This is a genomic window from Pseudomonas sp. P5_152, assembly GCF_033989915.1.
Classification (GTDB): domain Bacteria; phylum Pseudomonadota; class Gammaproteobacteria; order Pseudomonadales; family Pseudomonadaceae; genus Aquipseudomonas.
In genome coordinates this window covers 1883060-1904963 of sequence record NZ_JASFAH010000002.1, presented here as the reverse complement: position 1 = coordinate 1904963, position 21904 = coordinate 1883060, and the positions used below count along the sequence as shown (strand labels likewise).

General features: G+C 61.7%; 20 protein-coding genes. 5 read left to right on the top strand and 15 right to left on the bottom strand.

Translation table 11 applies throughout. The features are described 5' to 3' along the window. Positions 1-94: 94 nt before the first annotated feature. Positions 95-1516, top strand: coding sequence for an amino acid permease (locus QMK50_RS08550; protein WP_320332947.1), 1422 nt, complete (start codon positions 95-97; stop codon positions 1514-1516). Positions 1517-1584: 68 nt separating this feature from the next. Here QMK50_RS08550 and QMK50_RS08545 read toward each other — a convergent pair whose 3' ends face one another. From QMK50_RS08545 to QMK50_RS08535, 3 genes are read right to left on the bottom strand one after another with little or no spacing between them, the layout of a single operon-like run. Beyond that, positions 1585-1884 carry a putative quinol monooxygenase gene (locus tag QMK50_RS08545; protein ID WP_320332946.1) on the bottom strand — a complete coding sequence of 100 codons (300 nt, stop codon included), beginning with the start codon at positions 1882-1884 and terminating at the stop codon, positions 1585-1587. 25 nt (positions 1885-1909) lie between these two features. Next, positions 1910-3526, bottom strand: coding sequence for an FMN-binding glutamate synthase family protein (locus tag QMK50_RS08540; protein ID WP_320332945.1), 1617 nt, complete (start codon positions 3524-3526; stop codon positions 1910-1912). 43 nt (positions 3527-3569) lie between these two features. After that, the gene (locus QMK50_RS08535; protein ID WP_159997753.1) at positions 3570-4379 is read right to left on the bottom strand and encodes a helix-turn-helix transcriptional regulator; all 810 of its coding nucleotides are present in this window, start codon (positions 4377-4379) and stop codon (positions 3570-3572) included. Positions 4380-4520: 141 nt separating this feature from the next. On the opposite strand from QMK50_RS08535, the gene QMK50_RS08530 reads away from it, so the two are divergent. Together QMK50_RS08530 and QMK50_RS08525 are read left to right on the top strand one after the other, a co-directional pair. Then, the gene (locus QMK50_RS08530; protein ID WP_320332944.1) at positions 4521-4955 is read left to right on the top strand and encodes an NUDIX domain-containing protein; all 435 of its coding nucleotides are present in this window, start codon (positions 4521-4523) and stop codon (positions 4953-4955) included. A gap of 24 nt (positions 4956-4979) precedes the next feature. Further along, complete coding sequence (locus tag QMK50_RS08525) at positions 4980-5618, top strand: LysE family translocator (RefSeq protein WP_320332943.1); 639 nt, start codon at positions 4980-4982, stop codon at positions 5616-5618. Positions 5619-5631: 13 nt separating this feature from the next. Here the strand turns inward: QMK50_RS08525 and metR are convergent, their stop codons facing one another. Further along, positions 5632-6549 (bottom strand): transcriptional regulator MetR, encoded by a 918-nt coding sequence (gene metR, locus QMK50_RS08520; protein WP_095165972.1) that lies wholly within the window; start codon positions 6547-6549, stop codon positions 5632-5634. Positions 6550-6657: 108 nt separating this feature from the next. On the opposite strand from metR, the gene metE reads away from it, so the two are divergent. After that, entirely contained in the window at positions 6658-8970 is a 2313-nt protein-coding gene (gene metE, locus QMK50_RS08515; RefSeq protein ID WP_320332942.1) for a 5-methyltetrahydropteroyltriglutamate--homocysteine S-methyltransferase, read from the top strand. 106 nt (positions 8971-9076) lie between these two features. On the opposite strand, the gene QMK50_RS08510 is transcribed toward metE, so the two are convergent. Further along, positions 9077-9226 carry a hypothetical protein gene (locus tag QMK50_RS08510; protein WP_159997747.1) on the bottom strand — a complete coding sequence of 50 codons (150 nt, stop codon included), beginning with the start codon at positions 9224-9226 and terminating at the stop codon, positions 9077-9079. Positions 9227-9312: 86 nt separating this feature from the next. On the opposite strand from QMK50_RS08510, the gene QMK50_RS08505 reads away from it, so the two are divergent. Continuing rightward, entirely contained in the window at positions 9313-10347 is a 1035-nt protein-coding gene (locus tag QMK50_RS08505) for an alpha/beta hydrolase (protein ID WP_320332941.1), read from the top strand. Positions 10348-10360: 13 nt separating this feature from the next. On the opposite strand, the gene QMK50_RS08500 is transcribed toward QMK50_RS08505, so the two are convergent. The 10 genes from QMK50_RS08500 to glpK form a co-directional block, all read right to left on the bottom strand. Continuing rightward, positions 10361-10690, bottom strand: a complete 330-nt coding sequence (locus QMK50_RS08500; protein ID WP_320334503.1) for a GlpM family protein — start codon at positions 10688-10690, stop codon at positions 10361-10363. 25 nt (positions 10691-10715) lie between these two features. Continuing rightward, the gene (locus QMK50_RS08495; RefSeq protein WP_320332940.1) at positions 10716-12044 is read right to left on the bottom strand and encodes a sigma-54 dependent transcriptional regulator; all 1329 of its coding nucleotides are present in this window, start codon (positions 12042-12044) and stop codon (positions 10716-10718) included. Further along, on the bottom strand, positions 12041-13942 hold the full coding sequence (locus QMK50_RS08490; RefSeq protein ID WP_159997739.1) for a sensor histidine kinase: 1902 nt from the start codon (positions 13940-13942) through the stop codon (positions 12041-12043). Before QMK50_RS08490 ends, QMK50_RS08495 begins: the two co-directional genes overlap by 4 nt. A gap of 161 nt (positions 13943-14103) precedes the next feature. Next, on the bottom strand, positions 14104-14838 hold the full coding sequence (locus QMK50_RS08485; RefSeq protein ID WP_095165946.1) for an amino acid ABC transporter ATP-binding protein: 735 nt from the start codon (positions 14836-14838) through the stop codon (positions 14104-14106). Continuing rightward, complete coding sequence (locus tag QMK50_RS08480; RefSeq protein WP_095165944.1) at positions 14835-15506, bottom strand: amino acid ABC transporter permease; 672 nt, start codon at positions 15504-15506, stop codon at positions 14835-14837. Before QMK50_RS08480 ends, QMK50_RS08485 begins: the two co-directional genes overlap by 4 nt. Next, on the bottom strand, positions 15506-16252 hold the full coding sequence (locus QMK50_RS08475; protein WP_095165942.1) for an amino acid ABC transporter permease: 747 nt from the start codon (positions 16250-16252) through the stop codon (positions 15506-15508). The genes QMK50_RS08480 and QMK50_RS08475 overlap by 1 nt, the downstream gene beginning before the upstream one ends. A gap of 193 nt (positions 16253-16445) precedes the next feature. Further along, positions 16446-17360: a glutamate/aspartate ABC transporter substrate-binding protein gene (locus QMK50_RS08470; protein WP_095165940.1), complete on the bottom strand. Its 915-nt coding sequence runs from the start codon at positions 17358-17360 to the stop codon at positions 16446-16448. Between the two features lie 341 nt (positions 17361-17701). Continuing rightward, positions 17702-19240, bottom strand: coding sequence for a glycerol-3-phosphate dehydrogenase (gene glpD, locus QMK50_RS08465; RefSeq protein WP_320332939.1), 1539 nt, complete (start codon positions 19238-19240; stop codon positions 17702-17704). 256 nt (positions 19241-19496) lie between these two features. After that, positions 19497-20252 (bottom strand): DeoR family transcriptional regulator, encoded by a 756-nt coding sequence (locus QMK50_RS08460; RefSeq protein ID WP_095165936.1) that lies wholly within the window; start codon positions 20250-20252, stop codon positions 19497-19499. Positions 20253-20347: 95 nt separating this feature from the next. Next, positions 20348-21853, bottom strand: a complete 1506-nt coding sequence (glpK, locus tag QMK50_RS08455; protein ID WP_095165935.1) for a glycerol kinase GlpK — start codon at positions 21851-21853, stop codon at positions 20348-20350. Positions 21854-21904 lie beyond the last annotated feature (51 nt).

Sequence of the window (21904 nt, the reverse complement as noted above, 5' to 3'; positions counted from 1 at the left end):
ACGAAGTGGATCCGGTTTCAGGAAGTGTCGGCCTATCGGTCGGTGCTTCGACACTCGGTGGTCATATCCAATAACAAGACGAGGTTGTACCCCTATGCCAGTCGGCAATCACCAGCACCACGGCGAGACCGCTCAAGGCGGCCCGCTCAAACGCGAACTCGGCGAACGGCATATTCGCTTGATGGCGCTCGGCGCCTGTATCGGTGTCGGTCTGTTCCTGGGTTCAGCCAAGGCCATCGAAATGGCCGGCCCGGCAATCATGCTGTCCTACATCATCGGCGGTCTGGCGATCCTGGTGATCATGCGCGCCCTCGGTGAGATGGCCGTGCACAACCCGGTGGCGGGCTCGTTCAGCCGCTACGCGCAAGACTACCTGGGCCCGTTGGCAGGTTTTCTCACCGGCTGGAACTACTGGTTCCTGTGGCTGGTGACCTGTGTTGCGGAAATTACCGCGGTGGCGGTGTACATGGGCGTCTGGTTCCCGGATGTGCCGCGCTGGATCTGGGCGCTGGCCGCACTGATCAGCATGGGCTCGATCAACTTGATCGCGGTCAAGGCATTCGGTGAGTTCGAGTTCTGGTTCGCCCTGATCAAGATCGTCACCATCATCGCGATGGTAGTCGGCGGCATCGGTGTGATTGCCTTCGGCTTCGGCAACGATGGCGTGGCCCTGGGTATTTCCAACCTGTGGACCCATGGCGGCTTCATGCCCAACGGCGTGCAAGGCGTGCTGATGTCCCTGCAGATGGTGATGTTCGCCTACCTGGGCGTAGAGATGATCGGCCTGACCGCCGGTGAAGCGAAGAACCCGCAGAAGACCATCCCCAATGCCATTGGCTCGGTGTTCTGGCGCATTCTGCTGTTCTACGTGGGTGCCTTGTTCGTGATCCTGTCGATCTACCCATGGAACGAAATCGGTACCCAGGGTAGCCCGTTCGTGATGACCTTCGAGCGTCTGGGCATCAAGACCGCCGCTGGCATCATCAACTTCGTGGTGATCACCGCAGCGCTGTCGTCCTGCAACGGCGGCATCTTCAGCACTGGGCGCATGCTCTACAGCCTGGCGCAGAACGGCCAGGCACCTGCCGGTTTCGCCACCACCTCGAGCAACGGCGTACCGCGTCGGGCATTGCTGCTGTCGATCTTCGTGCTGTTGCTGGGCGTGTTGCTGAACTACATGGTTCCGGAAAAAGTCTTCGTCTGGGTGACCGCGATCGCCACCTTCGGCGCCATCTGGACCTGGGTGATGATCCTCCTGGCGCAACTCAAGTTCCGCCGCGGCCTGAGCCTTTCCGAGCGTGCGGCCCTGAAGTACCGCATGTGGCTGTACCCGATCAGCTCCTACCTGGCGCTGGCGTTCCTGGTGCTGGTGGTCGGCCTGATGGCCTACTTCCCGGAAACCCGCATCGCCCTGTATGTCGGCCCGGCGTTCCTGGTGCTGCTGACCGTGCTGTTCTATGTGTTCAAGCTGCAACCGACCAATGCTACACAAGGTGCGGTCAGCCGGGCGTCTTGATGGCCTGATGCGCTGTACCAAAAAGCCCCGGTTGATTGACCGGGGCTTTTTATTTGTGCGCTGTTTGTTTATCCCGACTTCGGCAAGAACGCGTCCATCAGCAATACCTCGCACTCCCGGGCCTGGTACTGGTTGATCTGCGGCACCAGCCGGCGGAAGTGTTCGGATTGGCAATGGGCGTCCAGCGCAGCCTGGTTCGGCCATTGTTCGACGAAGACAAAATGCCCCGGGTCGTGTTGGTCGACGAACAGGTCGTAGGCGATGCAGTCGGGTTCCAGGCGGGTTTTCTCCACCAGTTCGGCGTACCACGGGCGCACGGTGTCGATGTGTTCGGGCTTGATGAAGTCCTGGGCAATCACTTTGAGCATGGGTTCTTCCTTGGGGTGCGCGGTATCAGGCCGCCACGTCATTGGCTTCGAAGCTGTCGGCCCGGGCCATTTGCCACATCCGCGAATAGAACTCGCCGCTGACTTCACCGGTCAGCAGTTCACCGGGCTTGAGGAACACGTGCAGTTGGGAGAACAGTTTGATCTCGGTGGCTGACATGCGCCGCACCAGGTGTTTGGCTGACAACTGCGAGGGGTGTTCGAGTCCGGCGGCGGCGAGCATTTCCGCCAGGGCCTTGAGGGTGCTGCGGTGGAAGTTGAACACCCGCTGGGCCTTGTCCGGGACCACCAGGGCGCGTTGACGCAAGGTGTCCTGGGTGGCGACGCCGGTCGGGCATTTATTGGTGTGGCACGACTGCGACTGGATACAGCCGATGGCGAACATGAAGCCGCGGGCCGAGTTGGCCCAGTCGGCACCGATGGCCAGTACGCTGGCGATATCGAACGCGCTGACGATCTTGCCGCTGGCGCCCAGCTTGATCTTGTCCCGCAGGTTCAGGCCCACCAGGGTGTTGTGTACGAACAGCAGGCCCTCGCGCATTGGCACGCCAATGTGGTCGGTGAACTCCACGGGCGCGGCACCGGTGCCACCTTCCTTGCCGTCGACCACGATGAAGTCCGGGAGGATTCCGGTTTCCAGCATGGCCTTGGCGATGCCCATGAATTCCCAGGGGTGACCCAGGCAGAACTTGAAGCCCACCGGTTTGCCGCCGGACAACTCACGCAATTGCTGGATGAAGTGCATCATTTCAATCGGCGTGGAAAACGCACTGTGGCGCGACGGCGAGACGCAGTCTTCGCCCATGGGTACGCCGCGGGTGTCGGCGATTTCCCGGGTCACCTTGTGCTTGGGCAGGATCCCGCCGTGGCCCGGCTTGGCGCCCTGGCTCATCTTGATTTCGATCATCCGCACTTGCGGGTTCTGGGCCTGGGTGGCGAAGCGTTCCGGGTCGAAGCGGCCATCGGTCGTGCGGCAGCCGAAGTAACCGCTGCCCAGTTCCCAGGTCAGGTCGCCGCCGTGTTCACGGTGATAGGGGCTGATGCTGCCTTCGCCCGTGTCGTGGGCGAAGTTGCCGAGTTTCGCGCCCTGGTTCAACGCCCGGATGGCGTTGGCGCTGAGGGAGCCAAAGCTCATGGCCGAGATGTTGAACACCGAGGCCGAGTAAGGCTGGCTGCACTGCGGGCCGCCGACGATCACCCGGAAACTGCTGGGGTCGGTCACCGGGGCCGGGCGCATCGAGTGGCCGATGAACTCGAACCCAGACTGGTAGACATCGATCAGGGTGCCGAAGGGTTTGTCGGCACTTTCATTCTTGGCGCGCGAATAGACCAGTGAGCGTTGGGCCCGGGAAAAGGGCAGGGCGTCGCTGTCGGATTCCAGCAGGTACTGGCGGATCTCCGGGCGGATGCCTTCCACCAGGTAGCGGATATTGCCCAGGATCGGGTAGTTGCGGCGCACCGCATGGGGGCTTTGCAGCAGGTCGAAGATGCCCAGCAGGCTCAGCAGGCCGGTGACGATGGCCAGCGGCCAGACCCACTCATGGTGCAGGAACGGCAGGCTGGCGAGGGTAAAGATCACACAGGCGGCAAAGAAGGCGTAGCGGCTCAGGAGTGACAGGCTCATACGGGTTCCTTGGGTTCGGACTCATCAAATTCGGCACGATTTTCTACAGGTCGGGATTTGCTTGTGCCTGCAAAAATATCGAAAACAGCTCGGACTGGGATTTGATCCCCAGCTTGCTGTAGATGTGTTTCTTATGGACTTTCACGGTTTCGGCAGAGATTTCCAGCTTACGGGCGATTTCCTTGCTGGAGCAACCGCTGAGCATCCAGCGCCCGACATCCAGTTCGCGGGCAGTCAGTTGCGCGCCCTTGATCTGTTGCAATGAAGCTTCCAGGCGGCTGCGCCAGTCAGTGTGCTGGGCCGGCGGCTCAGGTGTGGCTGGTACCTCGTTTTCATAGGGCAGGCGTTGGCGCAGCAGGCTCAGGACCCACGGCTGGATCAGCGACAGCAGGGCGATCTGTTCGCTGCTGAACCGTTGCTGGCTGCCCAGCGACAGGCACAGGGTGCGCTCGCCCTCGAGCTGGCAATTGAACTGGATTTCATCGGCCACCACGTTCAGGCGAAAGTAGCGCTGGTAGTACTCGGTCAGCTCGAAGTGCTCGGGCGCTACCTCGGACAGGCGATAGAGCCCAGTGCGCGCCTGCTCGCGGCTGGCGATGTAGAACGGGTCCAGCAGGAACAGACCCATCAGGTAATCCTGGAACAATGGGTCGGGGCTACCGTCTGCACTCGGGCATTCGCCGAACACCAGGGGCCGCTGGTCCCCGTCGAAGAGCACCACCACCCAACTGTCGAAGCTCAGGTACTGGTCCAGCAGGCGCACCAGTTGGGTCCAGAAGTTGGGTTTGTCGAGGGCATCGATCAACTGCCCGATGGAGCGGTGCCAGGCGATATCCTGCCGCGAGTGATTCATTCAGCGTTCCCGGTCGGCTCACGGCCTGAAGTTGCCGAACATACTGGCCCAGACAGGCGGCAGGGGCAATCCATGGAGGGTGACGCAGCCCCGGCGGCCGTGGGATCCTTGGTTTCTTTGAACCAAGGCCGCTGATTGTCCATGACCGATTCCGTTTGTGTTGAGCCCCGTATTATCCGCATTGCTGCCGCGCTGTTGATCGGTCCCGACGGCCGCACCCTGCTGGTCCGCAAGCGTGGCACCACTGCGTTCATGCAGCCGGGCGGCAAGATCGAAGCCCACGAACAACCGGTGCAGGCCCTGGCCCGCGAGCTGGAAGAAGAGTTGGGGTTGCGCATCGATACTGCCCAGGCCCGTTACCTGGGCCCGTTCTGCGCACCGGCGGCGAATGAGCCAGGGTTTGTGGTCGAGGCCGAAATCTTCCTGCTGCAGATCTACCAAACCGTGTGCCCGGCCGCCGAGATCGAGGAGGTGGTGTGGGTCGATCCGCTGGTTGAAGCGGATGTGGTGCTGGCGCCATTGACACGGGACCTGATCCTGCCGTTTTATCGTCGTTCACTGAAGGCTCCGGCCTGACCGATCACTGACAAGGACTGCCTGATGATTACTGCCCACGACCTGCTGATTTTTGCCGCGGCGTCCCTGCTCCTGGTACTGACCCCGGGGCCGAACATGATCTACCTGATCTCTCGCTCGATCTGCCAGGGGCGTAAGGCCGGAGTAATTTCGCTGGTGGGCGTGGTGGCGGGTTTTTTTGTGCACCTGTTCGCGGCGGCGGCTGGCTTGACGGCGGTGTTCCTGGCGGTGCCGATGGCCTATGAGGCGCTGAAGTGGGCAGGGGCCTTGTACTTGTTGTGGATGGCCTGGCAGGCGGTCAAGCCCGGCGCTCGCTCGCCGTTCGAGGCGCAGCAACTGGCACCGGACTCTTCGCGCAAACTGATGCTGATGGGTTTTCTCACCAGCGCGCTGAACCCGAAGATCGCGGTGTTCTATCTCTCGGTGTTTCCGCAGTTCATCAACCCTGAGCACGGCTCGATCTTCTTCCAGAGTATCGCCCTGGGCCTGACCCAGATCACCGTCAGCTTTACCGTCAATCTGCTGATCGCCCTGTTCGCCGCAGGCATCGCCAGTTGGTTCGTCAACAACCCGAGCTGGCTGGCGGTGCAGCGCTATTTCATGGGCTTCGTCCTGGCGGCCCTGGCCGTACGCCTGCTGTCTGAACCGAAAAGGATGGTATAGGGGCAGCGGCCTCTCACCGGACCACGCTGACCCCGTCCAGGGTGGAGAACGAGGTGTCCTTGGCGGTCAGCAGGAAGTCACGCATGTACGGCGCATCCAGCATGTCGGCGCGGATGCCGGCGTACAGCGTGGCGAACAGGCCTTTCTCCCCCAGCCGCTTGGCCTTCACATAACCCCGTGAGCTGTACTCATGCAGGGCCCAGTGGGGCATGCCGCAGACACCGCGACCGCTGGCGACCAATTGCATCATCATCACCGTCAGCTCCGAGGTCCGCACCTGGGCCGGCTCGATGTCGGCCGGCTCGAGGAAGCGGGTGAAGATGTCCAGCCGATCCCGTTCCACCGGGTAGGTGATCAGGGTTTCGCTGAGCAGGTCCTCGGGCACGATGTAGGGCTTGCTGGCCAGGCGATGCTGATTGGCTACGGCAAGCATCGCTTCATAGGTAAACAGCGGCACGTAGGTGATCCCGGCCAGCTCCAGCGGGTCGGAGGTCACCACCAGGTCGAGGTCGCCACGGGCCAGGGCCGGCAGCGGAGCGAAGGAAAAACCCGAGGCCAGGTCCAGTTCGACTTCCGGCCAGGCATCGCGGAACTGGTCGATGGTCGGCATCAACCATTGAAAGCAGCTGTGGCATTCGATCGCCATGTGCAGGCGTCCGGCCGTGCCGCCGGCCAGCCGGGCGATGTCGCGCTCGGCTCCGCGCAACAGCGGCAGGGTGGCGTCGGCCAGTTGCAGCAGGCGCAGGCCGGCACTGGTGAAACGCACCGGCTTGGTCTTGCGCACGAACAACGGCATGCCCATGCGCTCTTCCAGTTCCTTGAACTGGTGGGACAGGGCCGACTGGGTCAGGTGCAGGCGTTCGGCGGCGTCGACCAGGCTGTCGGCTTCACGCAGGGCGTGCAGGGTCTTCAGGTGACGGATTTCGAGCACCGTGGCCTCCATGAATAAATTTTGTGATGAACACGAAAAGGTTGAGTTTGTCTCATGATGGCCTGGCTGTCGACAATAGGCCCATCATTTATTCAGGAGTTAAACGCCATGGCCTTGGCCCACACCCTCGGTTTTCCCCGCATCGGCGCTGATCGCGAACTGAAAAAAGCCCTCGAAGCCTATTGGAAGGGCGACCTTGATCAAGCGGCCCTGCAAACGGTCGGCCGCGATCTACGCGCCAGGCACTGGCAGTTGCAGAAAGAGGCCGGGATCGACCTGCTGCCGGTGGGTGACTTTGCCTGGTACGACCAGGTCCTGAGCCATTCGCTGACCTTCGGGGTGATCCCCCAACGCTTCGACAGCACCCGTGATGAGCAGGGCCAACCGACCCTCGACAGCCTGTTCGCCATGGCCCGTGGTGCCACGGCCACCTGCTGCGGCGGTGAACATGCCCAGGCGCAATATGCCCAGGAATTGACCAAGTGGTTCGACACCAACTACCACTATCTGGTCCCGGAGTTCAGCGTCGACCAGCAGTTCAAGCTGAGCTGGGAACAACTGTTCGACGAAGTCGACGAAGCCCGCGCCCTCGGTCACAACGTCAAGCCGGTGATCATCGGTCCGCTGACCTACCTGTGGCTGGGCAAGGCCAAAGGCAACGACTTCGACAAGCTCGACCTGCTGGAACGCCTGCTGCCGGTGTACAACGAAATTCTCGGCCGCCTGGCTGCCCAGGGCGTGGAGTGGGTGCAGATCGATGAGCCGATCCTGACCCTCGATCTGCCACAGGCATGGAAGAGCGCCTTCGAACGGGCCTATCACATCCTCCAGTACTCGCCGCTGAAAAAGCTGGTGGCGACCTACTTCAGCGGCCTGCAAGACAACCTCGGGCTGGCGGTCGGCCTGCCGGTCCAGGGCCTGCACATCGATGCGGTACGTGCGCCCGACCAACTGCTGCACGTGCTCGATCGGCTGCCGACCTACAAGATTCTCTCGGTGGGCCTGGTCAACGGCCGCAACGTCTGGCGTTGTGAACTGGAGCCGGTCCTGGCGCAACTGCAAGTAGCCCAGGAGCGCTTTGGCGACAACCTGTGGGTCAGCAGTTCATGTTCGTTGCTGCACAGCCCGGTGGACCTGGAGCGCGAGGACCAGCTCGATCCTGAACTGAAAAGCTGGCTGGCTTTTGCCGTGCAGAAGTGTGGCGAGATTGCCGTGCTGCGTGACGCCCTGAACGATCCGCAGTCGCCCAAGGTGCAAGCCGCACTGGCGCAAAGTCGCGCGATCCAGGCCAGTCGCGTCCAGTCGCCACGGATTCACAAGGCCCAGGTGCAGGCCCGTGTCGACGCCATTCGCGACAGTGACAGCCAGCGCCAGTCGGGGTTTGCCCAGCGTATCGAGCAGCAACGCGCACGCTTGCAGTTGCCGGTCTTCCCGACCACCACCATCGGCTCGTTCCCCCAGACCGGGGCGATCCGCCTGGCCCGCCAGGCGTTCAAGCAGGGCAAGTTGTCGGCCAACGACTACACCGATGCCATGCACAGTGAAATCCGCCACGCCGTGCAGATCCAGGAACGCCTGGGGCTGGATGTGCTGGTGCACGGTGAGGCTGAGCGCAACGACATGGTCGAGTACTTTGCCGAGCAATTGGATGGCTACCTGTTCAGCCGTTTTGGCTGGGTGCAGAGCTACGGTTCGCGCTGTGTGAAACCGGCGATCATCTACGGCGACCTCAGTCGTCCGAAAGCCATGACCGTGGACTGGATCACCTACGCCCAGAGCCTGACCGACAAGGTCATGAAAGGCATGCTCACCGGTCCCGTGACCATGCTGATGTGGTCCTTCCCCCGGGAAGATGTGTCACGCAAAGTCCAGGCACAGCAGTTGGCGCTGGCCCTGCGCGATGAAGTGCTGGACCTCGAACGGGCCGGGATCAAGATTATCCAGATCGATGAAGCGGCGTTCCGCGAAGGCCTGCCCTTGCGCCAGGCGCAGTGGCAGGAGTACCTGGATTGGGCAGTGCAGGCGTTTCGCTTGAGTGCGTCTGGAGTGCGCGATGAAACCCAGATCCACACCCACATGTGCTACAGCGAGTTCAACGATGTGATCAAGTCGATTGCGGCGATGGACGCCGACGTGATCACCATCGAAACCTCGCGTTCGGACATGCAGTTGCTCGAAGCCTTCAAGGCCTTCGACTACCCGAACGATATCGGCCCGGGCGTGTACGACATCCACTCGCCGCGAGTGCCCGACACCCAGGAGATGGTCAAGTTGCTGAGCAAGGCGGTGCAGCGCATCCCGGCCGAACGCTTGTGGGTCAACCCGGACTGCGGCCTCAAGACCCGGGCCTGGCCGGAGACCGAAGCCGCGTTGGTCAACATGGTGGCGGCGGCTCGCCAGTTGCGCAGTCAGTTGGCTTGACGCATCGCCGGATGAGAGCGGGCGTAGTCAAGCAATTTGCCCAGTCCTTGCAGCAGTCGAGCGTAGCCTAGCCAGCTCGGCAGCTGCTACAGGTTGCTGTCAGCGCTTAACTGATCGTGGGATCACTGCGCCTGAGGCTCAGTTGTTCGGTGTAGATGCGCTGGCCGGCAATCTTCAGTTCTGTAGCCGGCGTTTTGAGGACTGCCTTGACATCCAACGTCTTGAATGGCTCCGCCGACCGCTCGGCGAGATTCATCAAACTGTCACGCAACTGTGGCAGCGCGCTTCAACAAAGTTCATCAGACTCGCGCTCTACTGGGGTTCTGCGTTTCGGTGTTTTTCATGCGTGTCTTGTGTTTATCCGCGGCCATCTTCCTGGCCGCGCTGTGTTTTGGCCCTGCGTCCTGGGCGGCGCCGCGCTGCGATGTCAACGTGGCGACCCAACATGCCGACCTGGCGCAAGTGAGCCTGGCCTACCAGAGCATCGGCCGCGCCTCGGATCCGGCGCTGCTGCTGGTGATGGGCCTGGGCGGGCAGTTGATCCACTGGCCGGACGAGGTGGTGGTGGCCCTCTGTGAGCAAGGTTTTCGGGTGATTCGCTACGACAATCGCGACGTCGGCCTGTCGACCTGGCGCCAGGCTCCTGCCAGCGCCAACCTGACCTTCGAGGCCTTGCGCTATAAGCTCGGCTTGCCGGTGTCGGCGCCTTATTCCCTGAGCGACATGGCGGACGATGGCCTGGGCTTGATGGACGCCCTGCACGTGGAGCAATTCCATGTGCTGGGGGCGAGCATGGGCGGGATGATCGCCCAGCACATGGCGGCCATGGCGCCGCAGCGGGTCGAGAGCCTGACGCTGATCATGAGCAGTTCCGGCGCGGCGGGCCTGCCGGCGCCCAACGCGGCGCTGGTGCAATTGCTCGCCCGGCGCAGTGCGCCGAACCGCGAAGTGGCCCTGGAGCAACAGGCCGATCTACTGGCCGCCCTGGGCAGTCCGCAGGTCACCGATGATCGCCAGGCGCTGCTGCAGCAGGCAGCGCAGTCCTATGACCGGGCGTTCAATCCAGAAGGGGTCAAGCGCCAGATCATGGCGATCCTCGCCGAGCCAAGCCGGGTGGCGTTGCTCAACCAGTTGCGGGTACCGACCCTGGTGGTGCACGGCACGGCCGATCCGTTGCTGCCGGTGATGCATGGCATTCACCTGGCAGCGCACATCCAGGGCAGCCAGCTCAAGCTGATTCCAGGGCTGGCCCATCGATTCCAGGAGGCATTCAAGGCGCCGTTGCTGGCGGCGGTATTGCCCTACCTGCAGCAGCACCGCGAAGACACCTCGCATTGGGCGCAAATCGAGCCAGTGCGGGGGATGAATCTGCTTTGAACGCTGCGCCGACTCAGGCGTGCAGGCGGACCCAGACGCTGACCAGCACGGTGGCGGCCATCAGCCAGGCCACGGCGGCCACCGCCAGCGAGGCTTCCAGGCGCAGCCGGTCGACCATCAGGTACAGGGTCGCCAGATACACGAAGTACGGAATGATCGACCACATGCCAAATACGATGGTGGTCTTCAGGTCGTCCAGCGAGCGGCCCTTGCCGACGATGTAGTGGGCAATCAGGGCGAAGGTCGGAAACAGCGGCACCAGGCCGGCGATGTAGTAGTTTTTGGTCTTGGCCAGGGCGGCGATTATCACCACCACCGCCGCGCCAAGGACCGCTTTCAACAATAGATCCACGACTGTTCTCGCTGGGTTAGTGGCTGAGGCCGTACTTCTTGACCTTGTCGAACAGCGTGGTCTTGGCCATGCCCAATTCCAGGCTGGCCTGGGTCAGGTTGCCGCCGCTGCGTTGCAAGGCATCGCTCAGCAGGTTGCGCTCGAAGGCTTCCACCGCCTCGGAAAACCCCAGGCCCTGGGCTGCGCCATTGGCGCCGGACTTCTTGAACGCCGGCAGGCCGAGGGCAAAGCGTTCGGCGACGTTGCGCAGTTCGCGCACGTTGCCCGGCCAGTCGTGGCTCATCAGGTGCGACAGGGTCTGGTTGTCCAGGTCCGGGACAGCGCGGTCGAAGCGCAGCGATGATTGCTGCAGGAAGTGCTCGAACAGTTGCAGGATGTCCTCGCGGCGTTCGCGCAGCGGCGGCAGTTCCAGGGTCACCACGTTGAGGCGGTAATACAGGTCGCTGCGGAACTGGCCGGCGCGGCCCAGTTCGTCGAGGTCGGACTTGGTGGCGGCAATCACCCGGCAATCGACCGCCACGCTCTGGTTCGAACCCAGGCGCTCCAGGGTGCGCTCCTGCAATACCCGCAGCAGTTTGATCTGCAGGGGCAACGGCATGCTTTCCACTTCGTCGAGGAACAAGGTGCCGCCGTTGGCATGTTCGATCTTGCCGATCCGCCGTTTGCCGGCGCCGGTAAAGGCGTTCGCCTCATGCCCGAAGATTTCGCTTTCAAACAGGTTTTCCGGCAGGCCACCGCAGTTCAGTGCGACAAAAGGCTGGGCCTGGCGGCGACTGAAGTCGTGCAGGCAACGGGCAACCAACTCTTTGCCGGTGCCGGTCTCGCCTTCGATCAGCACGTTGGCCGACGTGTCGGCGACGTTGGCGATCAGTTCGCGCAGGTGCTGCATGGCGGGCGAGCGCCCAATGATCCGGCCTTCCAGTGAGTCGCGTTCAGCCAGTTGCCGGCGCAAGGAGCTGACTTCGCGGGCCAGGCTGCGTTGCTCCAGGGCACGTCGGGCAACGTCCACCAGGCGCTCGGGGGAGAAGGGTTTCTCCATGAAGTCGTAGGCGCCTTTTTGCATGGCGTCGACAGCCATCGAAATGTCGCCGTGCCCGGTGATCAGCACCACCGGCAAGCTGCGATCGCGAGCCTTGAGCCGGCCCAGCAGCTCCATGCCATCGATGCCTGGCAGGCGGATGTCGCTGATGACGATCCCGGCAAAGTTGTCGCCCACCTGCGCCAGGGCTTCTTCAGCGCTGCCAACGCCAGTGCAGGGGATGTCTTCCAGGGCCAGGGCCTGCTGGCAACCGAGCAGGACATGGGGATCGTCTTCGACGATCAGCACACTAAGATCGTTGTTCATATCGGCTCGACGGGCAGGGGGCTTACCAAGGGTAAGCTGAGGACAAATGCGGTACCACCGCTGGCCGGGTGTTCGACACCCAGGCTGCCGCCGGTCGCGGCGGCCAGGCTTGCCGACAGGGTCAGGCCGAGGCCCAGGCCCTGTTCGCCAGGCTTGGTGGTAAAGAAGGGTTCGAACAAATGCTTGCGCGCCTCGGCGTCAATGCCGTGGCCGTTGTCGCGTACGTGCAGCCGGTACTTGCCGTCCACTGCCTCACCCTCGAGCCACAATTGGGGCGCAGCTTGCGCCTGCATGGCATCCAGGGCATTGCCGATCAGGTTGACCAGGATCTGCTCCAGGCGGGTCTGGTCGATCGACACTTGTTCGTCAGTGAACGCGCGGTGCAACTGCAGGCCGCTGTGTTCCAGGCGCGCGCCCAGCAGTTGCAGGGCCGCATCGACCGCTTTGCCCAGGCTGGCCTGGCCCTTGTCGTCGCCGCGCCGGGCAAAGGAGCGCAGGCTGGCCGTGATGCGGCCCATGCGATCGATCAGTTCATTGATGGTTTTCAGGTTGGCACTGGCGGTGTCCAGTTGGCCACGTTCGAGAAACCGTACGGTGTTGCCGGACAGGGTGCGCAACGCCGCCAGGGGCTGGTTCAGTTCATGGGCAATGCTGGTGGACATTTGGCCGATGGCCGCCAGTTTACCGGCCTGTACCAATTCATCCTGGGCATGGCGCAGGGTTTCCTCGGCCAGGCGTCGTTCGCGAATCTGGCCCTTGAGGCGTTCGTTGCTGGCGCGCAGGTCAGTGGTGCGTTCGGTAATCCGTCGCTCCAGTTGATTGTTGGCTTCCTGCAGGGCTTCCCGGGCCGCGAGGCGGGTGGCGATGACCTTGCGGCGCTCGTTCCAGGCGATCAGCAGGAACGCCACCAGGGCGAAGGCCACTGCCACCAGGATGCCCTGGTTGATCGCCTCGCGCCGTAGGTCCTGGAGCGGTGTCAGCAGGGTGAAGTTCCACGGTGTGTCGCTCAGGGGGCGGGTCTGCGACAGGTAGCTGATGGCCTCGTCGTCGGAGACCACTTCGGCGTTGGCCGGGAAGGTCAGTTTCTCCACGCCTTCGGCCAGGCGTTCGCGGGCCAGCGGCTCCAGCTCATTGAGCGGGAACCAGTAGTATTGCAGGCTGCGGGCCAGGCGCTCCTTGGTGTCGTCGCTCAGTGGACGCACGGCCTTGAGCCGTCGCGCCGGGTCGCTGGAGAGAATGATGATGCCGTTCTCATCGCTGACGAAGGCTTCCAGGCGGGCGCGCTGCCAGCGTTCTTCCAGGGCTTCCAGGCGCACCTTGACCACCGCGACGCCGATGATCTTGCCTTGCTCCTCGAGGCCGTGGGCCAGGTAGTAGCCGGGTTCGCCGTTGGTGCTGCCGATCCCGTAGAAGCGCCCGGGCTGGCCGCGTACTGCGTTCTGGAAATAGGCACGGAAGGACAGGTCTTCGCCCAGGTAGCTGTCGACGTCGCGCCAGTTGCTGGTGGCCAGGACTCGGCCGGTGGTGTCCATCACGTAGATGGCCCGACTGCGGCTGCGCCGGTTCAGGCCTTCAAGGTAATTATTGACCGCTTGCCGGTGTTCCGGCGACGGCTCGGCCAGCAACTGCGAAACACTCGATTCGAGTTCCAGCAGGCTAGGCAGGTAGGTGTATTTGCTGATCTCGCTTTCCACCGCACGGGCGTGCAGTTCCAGCTGGCGTTGACCGTTTTCGCCGAGGCTGCGAATGCCGTAGTGCTCACTGATCCAGAAGCCGAGCAGCCCTAATGCGAGCATCAGCAGGATGATCAGCGGCGGCAGGAACAGGTGGCGGATCAGACGAGGTTTCACGGCGAGTGATGGCGGTGCGGCGCGATAAAGAGTGGGGTCGCATTTCATCACAGATGCCTTGGGTCAACCACAACACAAATCTACAAATCCGCGCAGTCCCTGTGTAGGAGCGAGCTTGCTCGCGATGGAGTGTCAGTCAACAGTGATGTAGCTGACCCACCATCGCGAGCAAGCTCGCTCCTACACGGGGGCGAGGAGCGGTGTGCTGCTTAGTGCTGCAGGATCTTGTTCAGGAAGTGCTGTGTACGTTCGGCGCGAGCGTTGATGTCGCCGAAGAACTCTTCCTTAGGGCAGTCTTCGATGATCTTGCCGGCGTCCATGAAGATCACCCGGTCCGCCACTTTGCGGGCGAAGCCCATTTCGTGGGTCACGCACATCATGGTCATGCCTTCGTGGGCCAGTTGCACCATGACGTCCAGCACTTCGTTAACCATTTCCGGGTCCAGCGCCGAGGTCGGTTCGTCGAACAGCATGACGATCGGGTCCATGGCCAGTGCGCGGGCGATCGCCACACGCTGCTGCTGGCCACCGGAGAGCTGGCCCGGGTGCTTGTGGGCGTGGGCCGAGAGGCCGACGCGCTCGAGCAGTTGCAGGCCTTTCTTGGTGGCTTCTTCCTTGCTGCGGCCCAACACCTTGATCTGCGCGATGGTCAGGTTTTCGGTGATGGTCAGGTGCGGGAACAGTTCGAAGTGCTGGAACACCATGCCAACGCGCGAGCGCAGTTTCGGCAGGTTGGTCTTGGGGTCGGCAATCGAAGTGCCGTCGACCACGATGTCGCCTTTCTGGAACGGTTCCAGGGCATTGACGCACTTGATCAGGGTCGACTTGCCGGAGCCGGACGGCCCGCACACCACGATCACCTCACCTTTCTTGACGTCGGTGCTGCAATCAGTCAGCACCTGGAAGTCCCCATACCACTTGTTGATATTCTTGATAGAGATCATACGGCGAACCTTTTTTGCAGACGCTTGACCAGCTGCGAGGCGGCAAAGCTGATGATGAAGTACACGAGACCGGCGAATACCAGGAACTCATTGGAACGGCCAATGATGTCGCCACTGGCCCGCGAAGCGTTGAGGAAGTCCACCAGGCCGACGGTGTAGACCAGCGAGGTGTCCTGGAACAGGATGATGCTCTGCTGCAGCAGCAGTGGGGTCATCTTGCGGAATGCCTGGGGCAGGATGATCAAGCGCATCATCTGGCCATAGGACATGCCCAGGGCCTGGGCGGCGCCCATCTGGCCCTTGGGAATCGATTGCACACCGGCGCGCACGATTTCGCAGAAGTACGCTGCTTCGAACATCATGAAGGCCACGATGCAGGAGGCAAACGCGCCGATCGGGGTGTCTTCGCCGGTGATCCAGCGCAGCACGAACGGCACCGCCAGGTAGAACCAGGTGATCACCAGCAGCAGTGGGATCGAGCGGAAGTAGTTGACGTAGGCGCCGGCGAAGTTCGACAGCAGTTTGTTGTGGGACAACCGCATCAAGGCCAGGATGGTGCCGAGGACGAGGCCACCGACGACGCCCAGCGCCATCAGCTTGAGGGTCATCACCATGCCGTTCCACAAGCCGGGAATGGCCGGGATGATGCCACTGAAATCGAATTCCATTATTTACCCCCCACGGAGATCAGGCCGGGCACTGCGACTTTCTTCTCGACCACGCGCATCAGCAACATCAGGCTCATGTTCAGGGTGAAGTAGATCAGGGTCGCCAGGGTGAAGGCTTCGAACAGGTTGGCGGAGAACTCGGCGGTCTGCTTGGTCTGCGCGAGCAGCTCCATCAGGCCGATCAGCGAGGCCACGGACGAGTTCTTGAAGACGTTGAGGAATTCCGAGGTGAGCGGTGGAATGATGATGCGATAGGCCTGGGGCAGCAGCACGTTCCAGTAGATCTGCGGCAGCTTGAAGCCCATGGCGCGAGCAGCCGATTCCTGGCCGCGGGGCAGCGCCTGGATACCGGTGCGCACTTGTTCGCAGACCCGGGCGGCGGTGAACAGGCCCAGGCACACGACAACACTCAGGTAGGCCGAGGTGGTCGGGTTGAGGTCTTGTTTGTACCAGTCCTGCAGGTCTTGTGGCAGCAGGTCGGGCACCAGGAAGTACCAGATGAACAGCTGAACCAGCAGCGGCACGTTACGGAACAGTTCTACGTAGCAGGTCGCGATGCCTGACACGATGCGGTTCGGTACGGTGCGCATTACGCCCAGTACCGAGCCCAGCAGCAATGCAATGATCCAGGCCACGATGGCGATAGCGATGGTCCAGCCCAGCCCGGAAATGAACCAGTCGAGATAGGTCTCGCTGCCCACGCCGGTGGACTTGAAGAACACGCCCCAATCCCAGTTGTAATTCATTAGGGTCTCCCCTCGGATTCAATCGATGTTCAAGCACCTGCCTGGGGGAACTCCGTTCCCACCCGACGTTGACGGTCGGGCACACGCGGTCGGCTCGACAACCACCGGTTCGAGTGTTTCCAAAAATGCCAGCAGGTAGTGACAACCTCCCGAAAGGGCATTGGCCCTCTCAGGAGGTAAGACTAGTCAGAAATCAGGATTTCTTGTCGTCAGCCGCTTTGTCGGTCGGATTGGCGATCAGCGCCTTGAGCTCGTCGCTCATCGGGAAGTTCAGGTTCAGGCCTTTAGGCGGGATTGGCGCCTGGAACCAGGTGTCGTAGATCTTGTTGATCTTGCCCGAAGCGTAGGTGGCCTTGATGGCATCATCGACCGCTTTCTTGAACGGCTCGTCGCCTTTGCGCACCATGCAGCCATAGATTTCATAGGACTGTGGCGTGCCAGTCACTTCCCAGTCGGAAGCTTTCTTGGCCTTGGCCGCTTCACCGGCCAGCAGGGCGTCGTCCATCATGAAGGCAACGGCGCGGCCCGATTCCAGCATCTGGAAGGATTCGCCGTGGTCCTTGGCGGAGATCACGTTCATGCCCATCTGCTTGTCGGCGTTCATCGACTTGAGGATGCGCTCGGACGTGGTGCCAGCGGTGGTCACGACGTTCTTGCCTTTAAGATCGTCGAAATCCTTGTACTTGGAGTCCTTCTTGGACAGCAGGCGAGTACCGATTTCGAAGATGCCGACCGAGAAGTCAACTTGTTGCTGACGCTCGACGTTATTGGTGGTGGAACCGCACTCGAGGTCAACGGTGCCGTTCTGCACCAGCGGAATACGGGTTTGCGAGGTGACCAGGTTGTATTTGACTTGCAGGTTCGGCAGGTCCAGGTCTTTTTTCAGGGCTTCGACGACTTGCATCTGGATGTCGTGGGAGTAGCCGACTGGTTTGCCAGAAGCGTCTGCAATGTAGGAAAACGGAATGGAAGCGTCGCGATGGCCCAGGGTGATGGTGCCGGACTCTTTGATCTTCTTCAGGGTGCCGGTGAGCTCGGCGGCGAAAACTGGCGTGCTGATCAGAGCGGCAGCGATGGCTGCGCCCAGGATATGGGGAACGATACGCATCAAATTTTCCTCGACATTGTTTTTTTTATGGAGCCAGTTCTTCGGCTCTCTAGTACTGCTGAACGCCTGGGGAGCTCCTGAAGTGTTGGCATCTCAGGCGTTCGTCCAAGAGTGTAGAGCATGAGTCGTGCCAGGCCAGGGTTAAATGCCTAAATTGTTGATTTATAAGGATATTAAATATTTGTGGCGGAACTTGTCCCTACGCCTGATCCGGTTAACCGAATTGACTGCCGGGTCGCGTTCGGAAAACCGAATGAATTTTTCGCGGCTTCAACGCAATGTAGAAAATAAAAAGCCCCTGAATCGCGGAATCCAGGGGCTTTTTATGTATTGGCTGTCGATCAGGCCGCTTCGATCTTGCTGCGGTTGATTTCGAGCTTGTGCAGGTACTGCTGCACGTTTGCCTGTTCGTCGGCCGTGGTGAACAGGCCCAGCTTGGTGCGCCGCCAGAGAATATCGTGGGCGGTGGTGGCCCATTCCTGCTGGCACAGGTAATCGACTTCACGGCTGTAGAGCCCGCCACCCAGATGCTCGCCCATGTCGTTCAAGCCCTGTACGCCTTCGAGCATGCGCCAGGTGCGGCTGCCGTAAGTGGTGGCCCAGCGGCGGGCGATTTCCGTGGGGACCCAGTCGAACTTGTCGCGAATCAAGGCGCTCAGGGCCTGCGGGGTGCTCATGTCTTCGCCGCCAGGCAGGGTTGCCTGGGCAGTCCAGCTCGGCTTCATCTGCTTGAAATAGGGCGCCAACTGGGCCATGGCCGACTCGGCCAGCTTGCGGTAGGTGGTCAGCTTGCCGCCGAACACTGAGAGCAGGGGCGCCTCTTCACCGCTGCCGGACAGGGCCAGGGTGTAGTCGCGGGTCACGGCCGATGGGTTGTCGGATTCGTCGTTGCACAACGGGCGCACGCCGGAATAGGTGTGCAGGATGTCGTCACGGCTGACCTGTTGCTTGAAGTGCGCATTGACTACCTGGATCAGGTAATCGGTTTCGCCCTCGGTGATCGCCACTTTGGCCGGGTCACCGGTGTACTCGCGGTCCGTGGTGCCAATCAGGGTGAAGTGATTGAGGTACGGAATGGTGAACACGATGCGCTGATCTTCGTTTTGCAGGATGTGCGCGTGCTCACCTTCGTACAGCTTGGGCACGATCAGGTGGCTGCCCTGGATCAGGCGAATACCGTAGGGCGATTCCATCTTCAGGTCATCGCGAATGAACTTGGCAACCCAGGGGCCGGCCGCGTTCACCAGCGCCTTGGCGCGGATCGAGAACAGGCTGCCATCGGCACGCTCCAGGTGCAGGTGCCACAGGCCCTTGCTGCGTCGGGCGCTGACGCAGCGGGTCTGGGTATGCACGTGGGCGCCTTTTTCACGGGCAGCCATGGCATTGAGAACCACCAGGCGAGCGTCGTCGACCCAGCAGTCGGAGTACTCGAAGCCCTTGCTGATTTCGCTTTTCAAGGCGCTGTCGGCACCGAACTTCAGGCTTCTGGAACCGGCGAGCTTTTCCCGCTTGCCCAGGTTGTCGTAGAGGAACAGGCCGGCGCGAATCATCCATGCCGGGCGCAGGTGCGGGCGGTGCGGCAGGACAAAGCGCATCTGCTTGACGATATGCGGGGCCTTGGCCAGCAGCACTTCGCGTTCGGCCAGGGCTTCGCGCACCAGGCGGAATTCATAGTGTTCCAGGTAGCGCAGGCCGCCGTGGATCAGCTTGCTGCTGGCGGACGAGGTGTGGCTGGCCAGGTCGTCCTTTTCGCAAAGGAACACCGAAAGCCCACGGCCGGCAGCATCCGCCGCAATCCCGACGCCATTGATCCCGCCACCAATCACGGCGACGTCATAGATCTCGGCAAGTGGGGGTGTCGGCAAGGTGGAAGTGGGCATCGGCAGGCCTCGGGCATTTTTGGCTTTATGTATTGGAATACGAACATTAATGTTCATTTGCGAAAATGGTAGCCCATAAAGTCGCCCACAGCCAGTCCGCTTCGATTGAAAAAACTCATCGAAGGGGCAGAAAAGGAAGAATTTCGAACATTTATGCGGGTGGGGCATGAGCAGGCGCTATCGCGAGCAGGCTCGCTCCCACAAGGGTTGCGCTGCTCGCGATGGCGTCTGGACGGACGCTGAAGAGGTGAGGCGGTTAAACGACTTCCAGGCGAATCTTGTTCTGGCTCAGCAGCTGGGCGAGGGCGGGCACGGGCTCCTGATCAGTCACCAGGCAATCGATCAGGGTGATCGGTCCCAGGCGAATCATGGCGTTGCGTCCGAACTTGCTGGAGTCAGCCGCGAGGATCACTTGCCGGGCATTGGCGATGATTGCCTGGGATACCCGCACTTCCTGGTAATCAAAGTCCAGCAGGCTGCCGTCTTCGTCGATGCCACTGATGCCCACGAGGGCATAGTCGACCTTGAACTGGTTGATGAAATCGACACTGGCCTGGCCGACAACCCCGCCGTCGCGGCGCACGGTGCCGCCGGTGAGCAGCACGTCGAAATCATCCTTGGCACTGAGCATCGAGGCCACGTGCAGGTTGTTGGTGATGATTTTCAGGTGGTTGTGGTTGAGCAGCGCCCGGGCGATGGACTCGGTAGTGGTACCGATATTGATGAACAACGAGGCGTGGTCGGGAATTTGCCGGGCGATGGCTTCACCGATGCGCTGCTTTTCGTCGCGCATCTGGTCGGCACGCATGGCGTACGCAGTGTTTTCCACGCTGGAATCATAGGCTGCGCCGCCATGGTAGCGGCGCAACAGGTTGTCTTCGGCCAGCTGATTGATATCGCGGCGAATGGTCTGCGGAGTAACAACGAACAACTGGGCCATTTCCTCGATGCTGACGTAGCCGCGTTCGCGGACCAGTTCGAGGATTTGCTGCTGACGGGGAGGCAGATTCATGGGGCGTCCTTTGGGCTGCCGTGCAAAATTTGCCCATGATGCCGCATCGATCCCCTCCCGACCAGTTAGATGCCGAACACTGTTCGGCCCTTGGCTTATTCCTCGCCTTCGTGCGGCTCCCAGTCACGGGTGCGGCTGACGGCTTTTTTCCAGCCAGCGTAGAGTTTTTCCTTGGCGCTTTCTTCCAGTTGCGGGTCGAATTCGCGCTCGATCACCGCCTTGCCGCGCAGTTCGTCCAGGCTGGCCCAGAAGCCGCAGGCCAGGCCTGCCAGATAGGCAGCGCCGAGTGCCGTGGTCTCGCGCATTTGCGGGCGCTCGACCTGGGTGCCGAGGATGTCGGCCTGGAACTGCATGAGGAAGTTGTTCGCCACCGCACCGCCGTCCACGCGCAAGGCCTTGAGGCGTTCGCCGGAATCCTGTTGCATGGCGTCGAGCACGTCGCGGGTCTGGTAGGCAATCGACTCCAGGGCTGCGCGAATGATGTGGTCGACCCGTACGCCGCGAGTCAAGCCGAACAGGGCGCCGCGGGCATAGGGGTCCCAGTACGGCGCGCCGAGGCCGGTGAAGGCGGGCACCAGGTACACACCGTTGCTGTCCTTGACCTTGTTGGCGAAGTACTCAGTGTCGTGGGCGTCGTTGATGATCTTCAGTTCGTCGCGCAGCCACTGCACGGTGGAGCCGCCGTTGAACACTGCGCCCTCGAGGGCATAGGCCACCTCACCGCGCGGACCGCAGGCGATGGTGGTGAGCATGCCATGGCTGGATTTGACTGCCTTGCTGCCGGTATTCATCAGCAGGAAGCAGCCGGTGCCGTAGGTGTTTTTCGCCTGGCCGGGCTCCACGCACATCTGGCCGAACAAGGCCGCTTGCTGGTCGCCGGCGATACCGCCGATGGCAATGCCGCTCTTGGTGTGGCCATAAATTTCCGACGAGGACTTCACCTGCGGCAGCATCTCGCGGGGGATGTCCAGCAGCTCGAGCATCTTCGCGTCCCACTCCAGGGTGTGGATGTTGAAGAGCATGGTGCGCGAGGCGTTGGTGTAGTCGGTGACGTGGGTCTTGCCGCCGGTAAATTTCCAGATCAACCAGCTGTCGACTGTGCCGAACAGCAACTCGCCGTTGCGTGCACGCTCCCGGCTGCCTTCGACGTTGTCGAGGATCCACTTCAGCTTGGTGCCGGAAAAGTACGGGTCGGTGACCAGGCCGGTGGTGTCGCTGATGTATTGCTCGTGGCCGTCGCGCTTGAGCTGCTGGCAGATCTCGGTGCTGCGCCGGCATTGCCAGACAATGGCGTTGTAGATCGGCCGGCCGCTGGTCTTGTCCCAGACCACGGTGGTTTCGCGCTGGTTGGTGATGCCGATGGCGGCCACCTGGTCGTGATGCAGGCCTGCTTGTGCCAGGGCCTCGACCATCACCGCGCTCTGGGTGGCGAAGATCTCCATCGGGTCATGTTCGACCCAGCCGGCTTGTGGGTAATGCTGGGCGAATTCGCGTTGAGCGGTGCAGACCACGTTGGCGTCGCGGTCGAAAATGATCGCGCGCGAGCTGGTCGTACCCTGATCAAGGGCAATGATGTAGTTCTTATTCTGTGTGTCGGTCATGTCGATTGCCTTGGACGAAATAAGGGAGTGGATCGGGGCGCGTGATCAATG

What these genes read in the sequence shown, in the direction of transcription:
- QMK50_RS08550 (WP_320332947.1), top strand. Translation starts at nt 95, where the DNA reads ATGCCAGTCGGCAATCACCAGCACCACGGCGAGACCGCTCAAGGCGGC.
- QMK50_RS08545 (WP_320332946.1), bottom strand. Translation starts at nt 1,884, where the DNA reads ATGCTCAAAGTGATTGCCCAGGACTTCATCAAGCCCGAACACATCGAC.
- QMK50_RS08540 (WP_320332945.1), bottom strand. Translation starts at nt 3,526, where the DNA reads ATGAGCCTGTCACTCCTGAGCCGCTACGCCTTCTTTGCCGCCTGTGTG.
- QMK50_RS08535 (WP_159997753.1), bottom strand. Translation starts at nt 4,379, where the DNA reads ATGAATCACTCGCGGCAGGATATCGCCTGGCACCGCTCCATCGGGCAG.
- QMK50_RS08530 (WP_320332944.1), top strand. Translation starts at nt 4,521, where the DNA reads ATGACCGATTCCGTTTGTGTTGAGCCCCGTATTATCCGCATTGCTGCC.
- QMK50_RS08525 (WP_320332943.1), top strand. Translation starts at nt 4,980, where the DNA reads ATGATTACTGCCCACGACCTGCTGATTTTTGCCGCGGCGTCCCTGCTC.
- metE (WP_320332942.1), top strand. Translation starts at nt 6,658, where the DNA reads ATGGCCTTGGCCCACACCCTCGGTTTTCCCCGCATCGGCGCTGATCGC.
- QMK50_RS08510 (WP_159997747.1), bottom strand. Translation starts at nt 9,226, where the DNA reads ATGAATCTCGCCGAGCGGTCGGCGGAGCCATTCAAGACGTTGGATGTC.
- QMK50_RS08505 (WP_320332941.1), top strand. Translation starts at nt 9,313, where the DNA reads ATGCGTGTCTTGTGTTTATCCGCGGCCATCTTCCTGGCCGCGCTGTGT.
- QMK50_RS08495 (WP_320332940.1), bottom strand. Translation starts at nt 12,044, where the DNA reads ATGAACAACGATCTTAGTGTGCTGATCGTCGAAGACGATCCCCATGTC.
- QMK50_RS08490 (WP_159997739.1), bottom strand. Translation starts at nt 13,942, where the DNA reads ATGAAATGCGACCCCACTCTTTATCGCGCCGCACCGCCATCACTCGCC.
- QMK50_RS08485 (WP_095165946.1), bottom strand. Translation starts at nt 14,838, where the DNA reads ATGATCTCTATCAAGAATATCAACAAGTGGTATGGGGACTTCCAGGTG.
- QMK50_RS08480 (WP_095165944.1), bottom strand. Translation starts at nt 15,506, where the DNA reads ATGGAATTCGATTTCAGTGGCATCATCCCGGCCATTCCCGGCTTGTGG.
- QMK50_RS08475 (WP_095165942.1), bottom strand. Translation starts at nt 16,252, where the DNA reads ATGAATTACAACTGGGATTGGGGCGTGTTCTTCAAGTCCACCGGCGTG.
- QMK50_RS08470 (WP_095165940.1), bottom strand. Translation starts at nt 17,360, where the DNA reads ATGCGTATCGTTCCCCATATCCTGGGCGCAGCCATCGCTGCCGCTCTG.
- glpD (WP_320332939.1), bottom strand. Translation starts at nt 19,240, where the DNA reads ATGCCCACTTCCACCTTGCCGACACCCCCACTTGCCGAGATCTATGAC.
- QMK50_RS08460 (WP_095165936.1), bottom strand. Translation starts at nt 20,252, where the DNA reads ATGAATCTGCCTCCCCGTCAGCAGCAAATCCTCGAACTGGTCCGCGAA.
- glpK (WP_095165935.1), bottom strand. Translation starts at nt 21,853, where the DNA reads ATGACCGACACACAGAATAAGAACTACATCATTGCCCTTGATCAGGGT.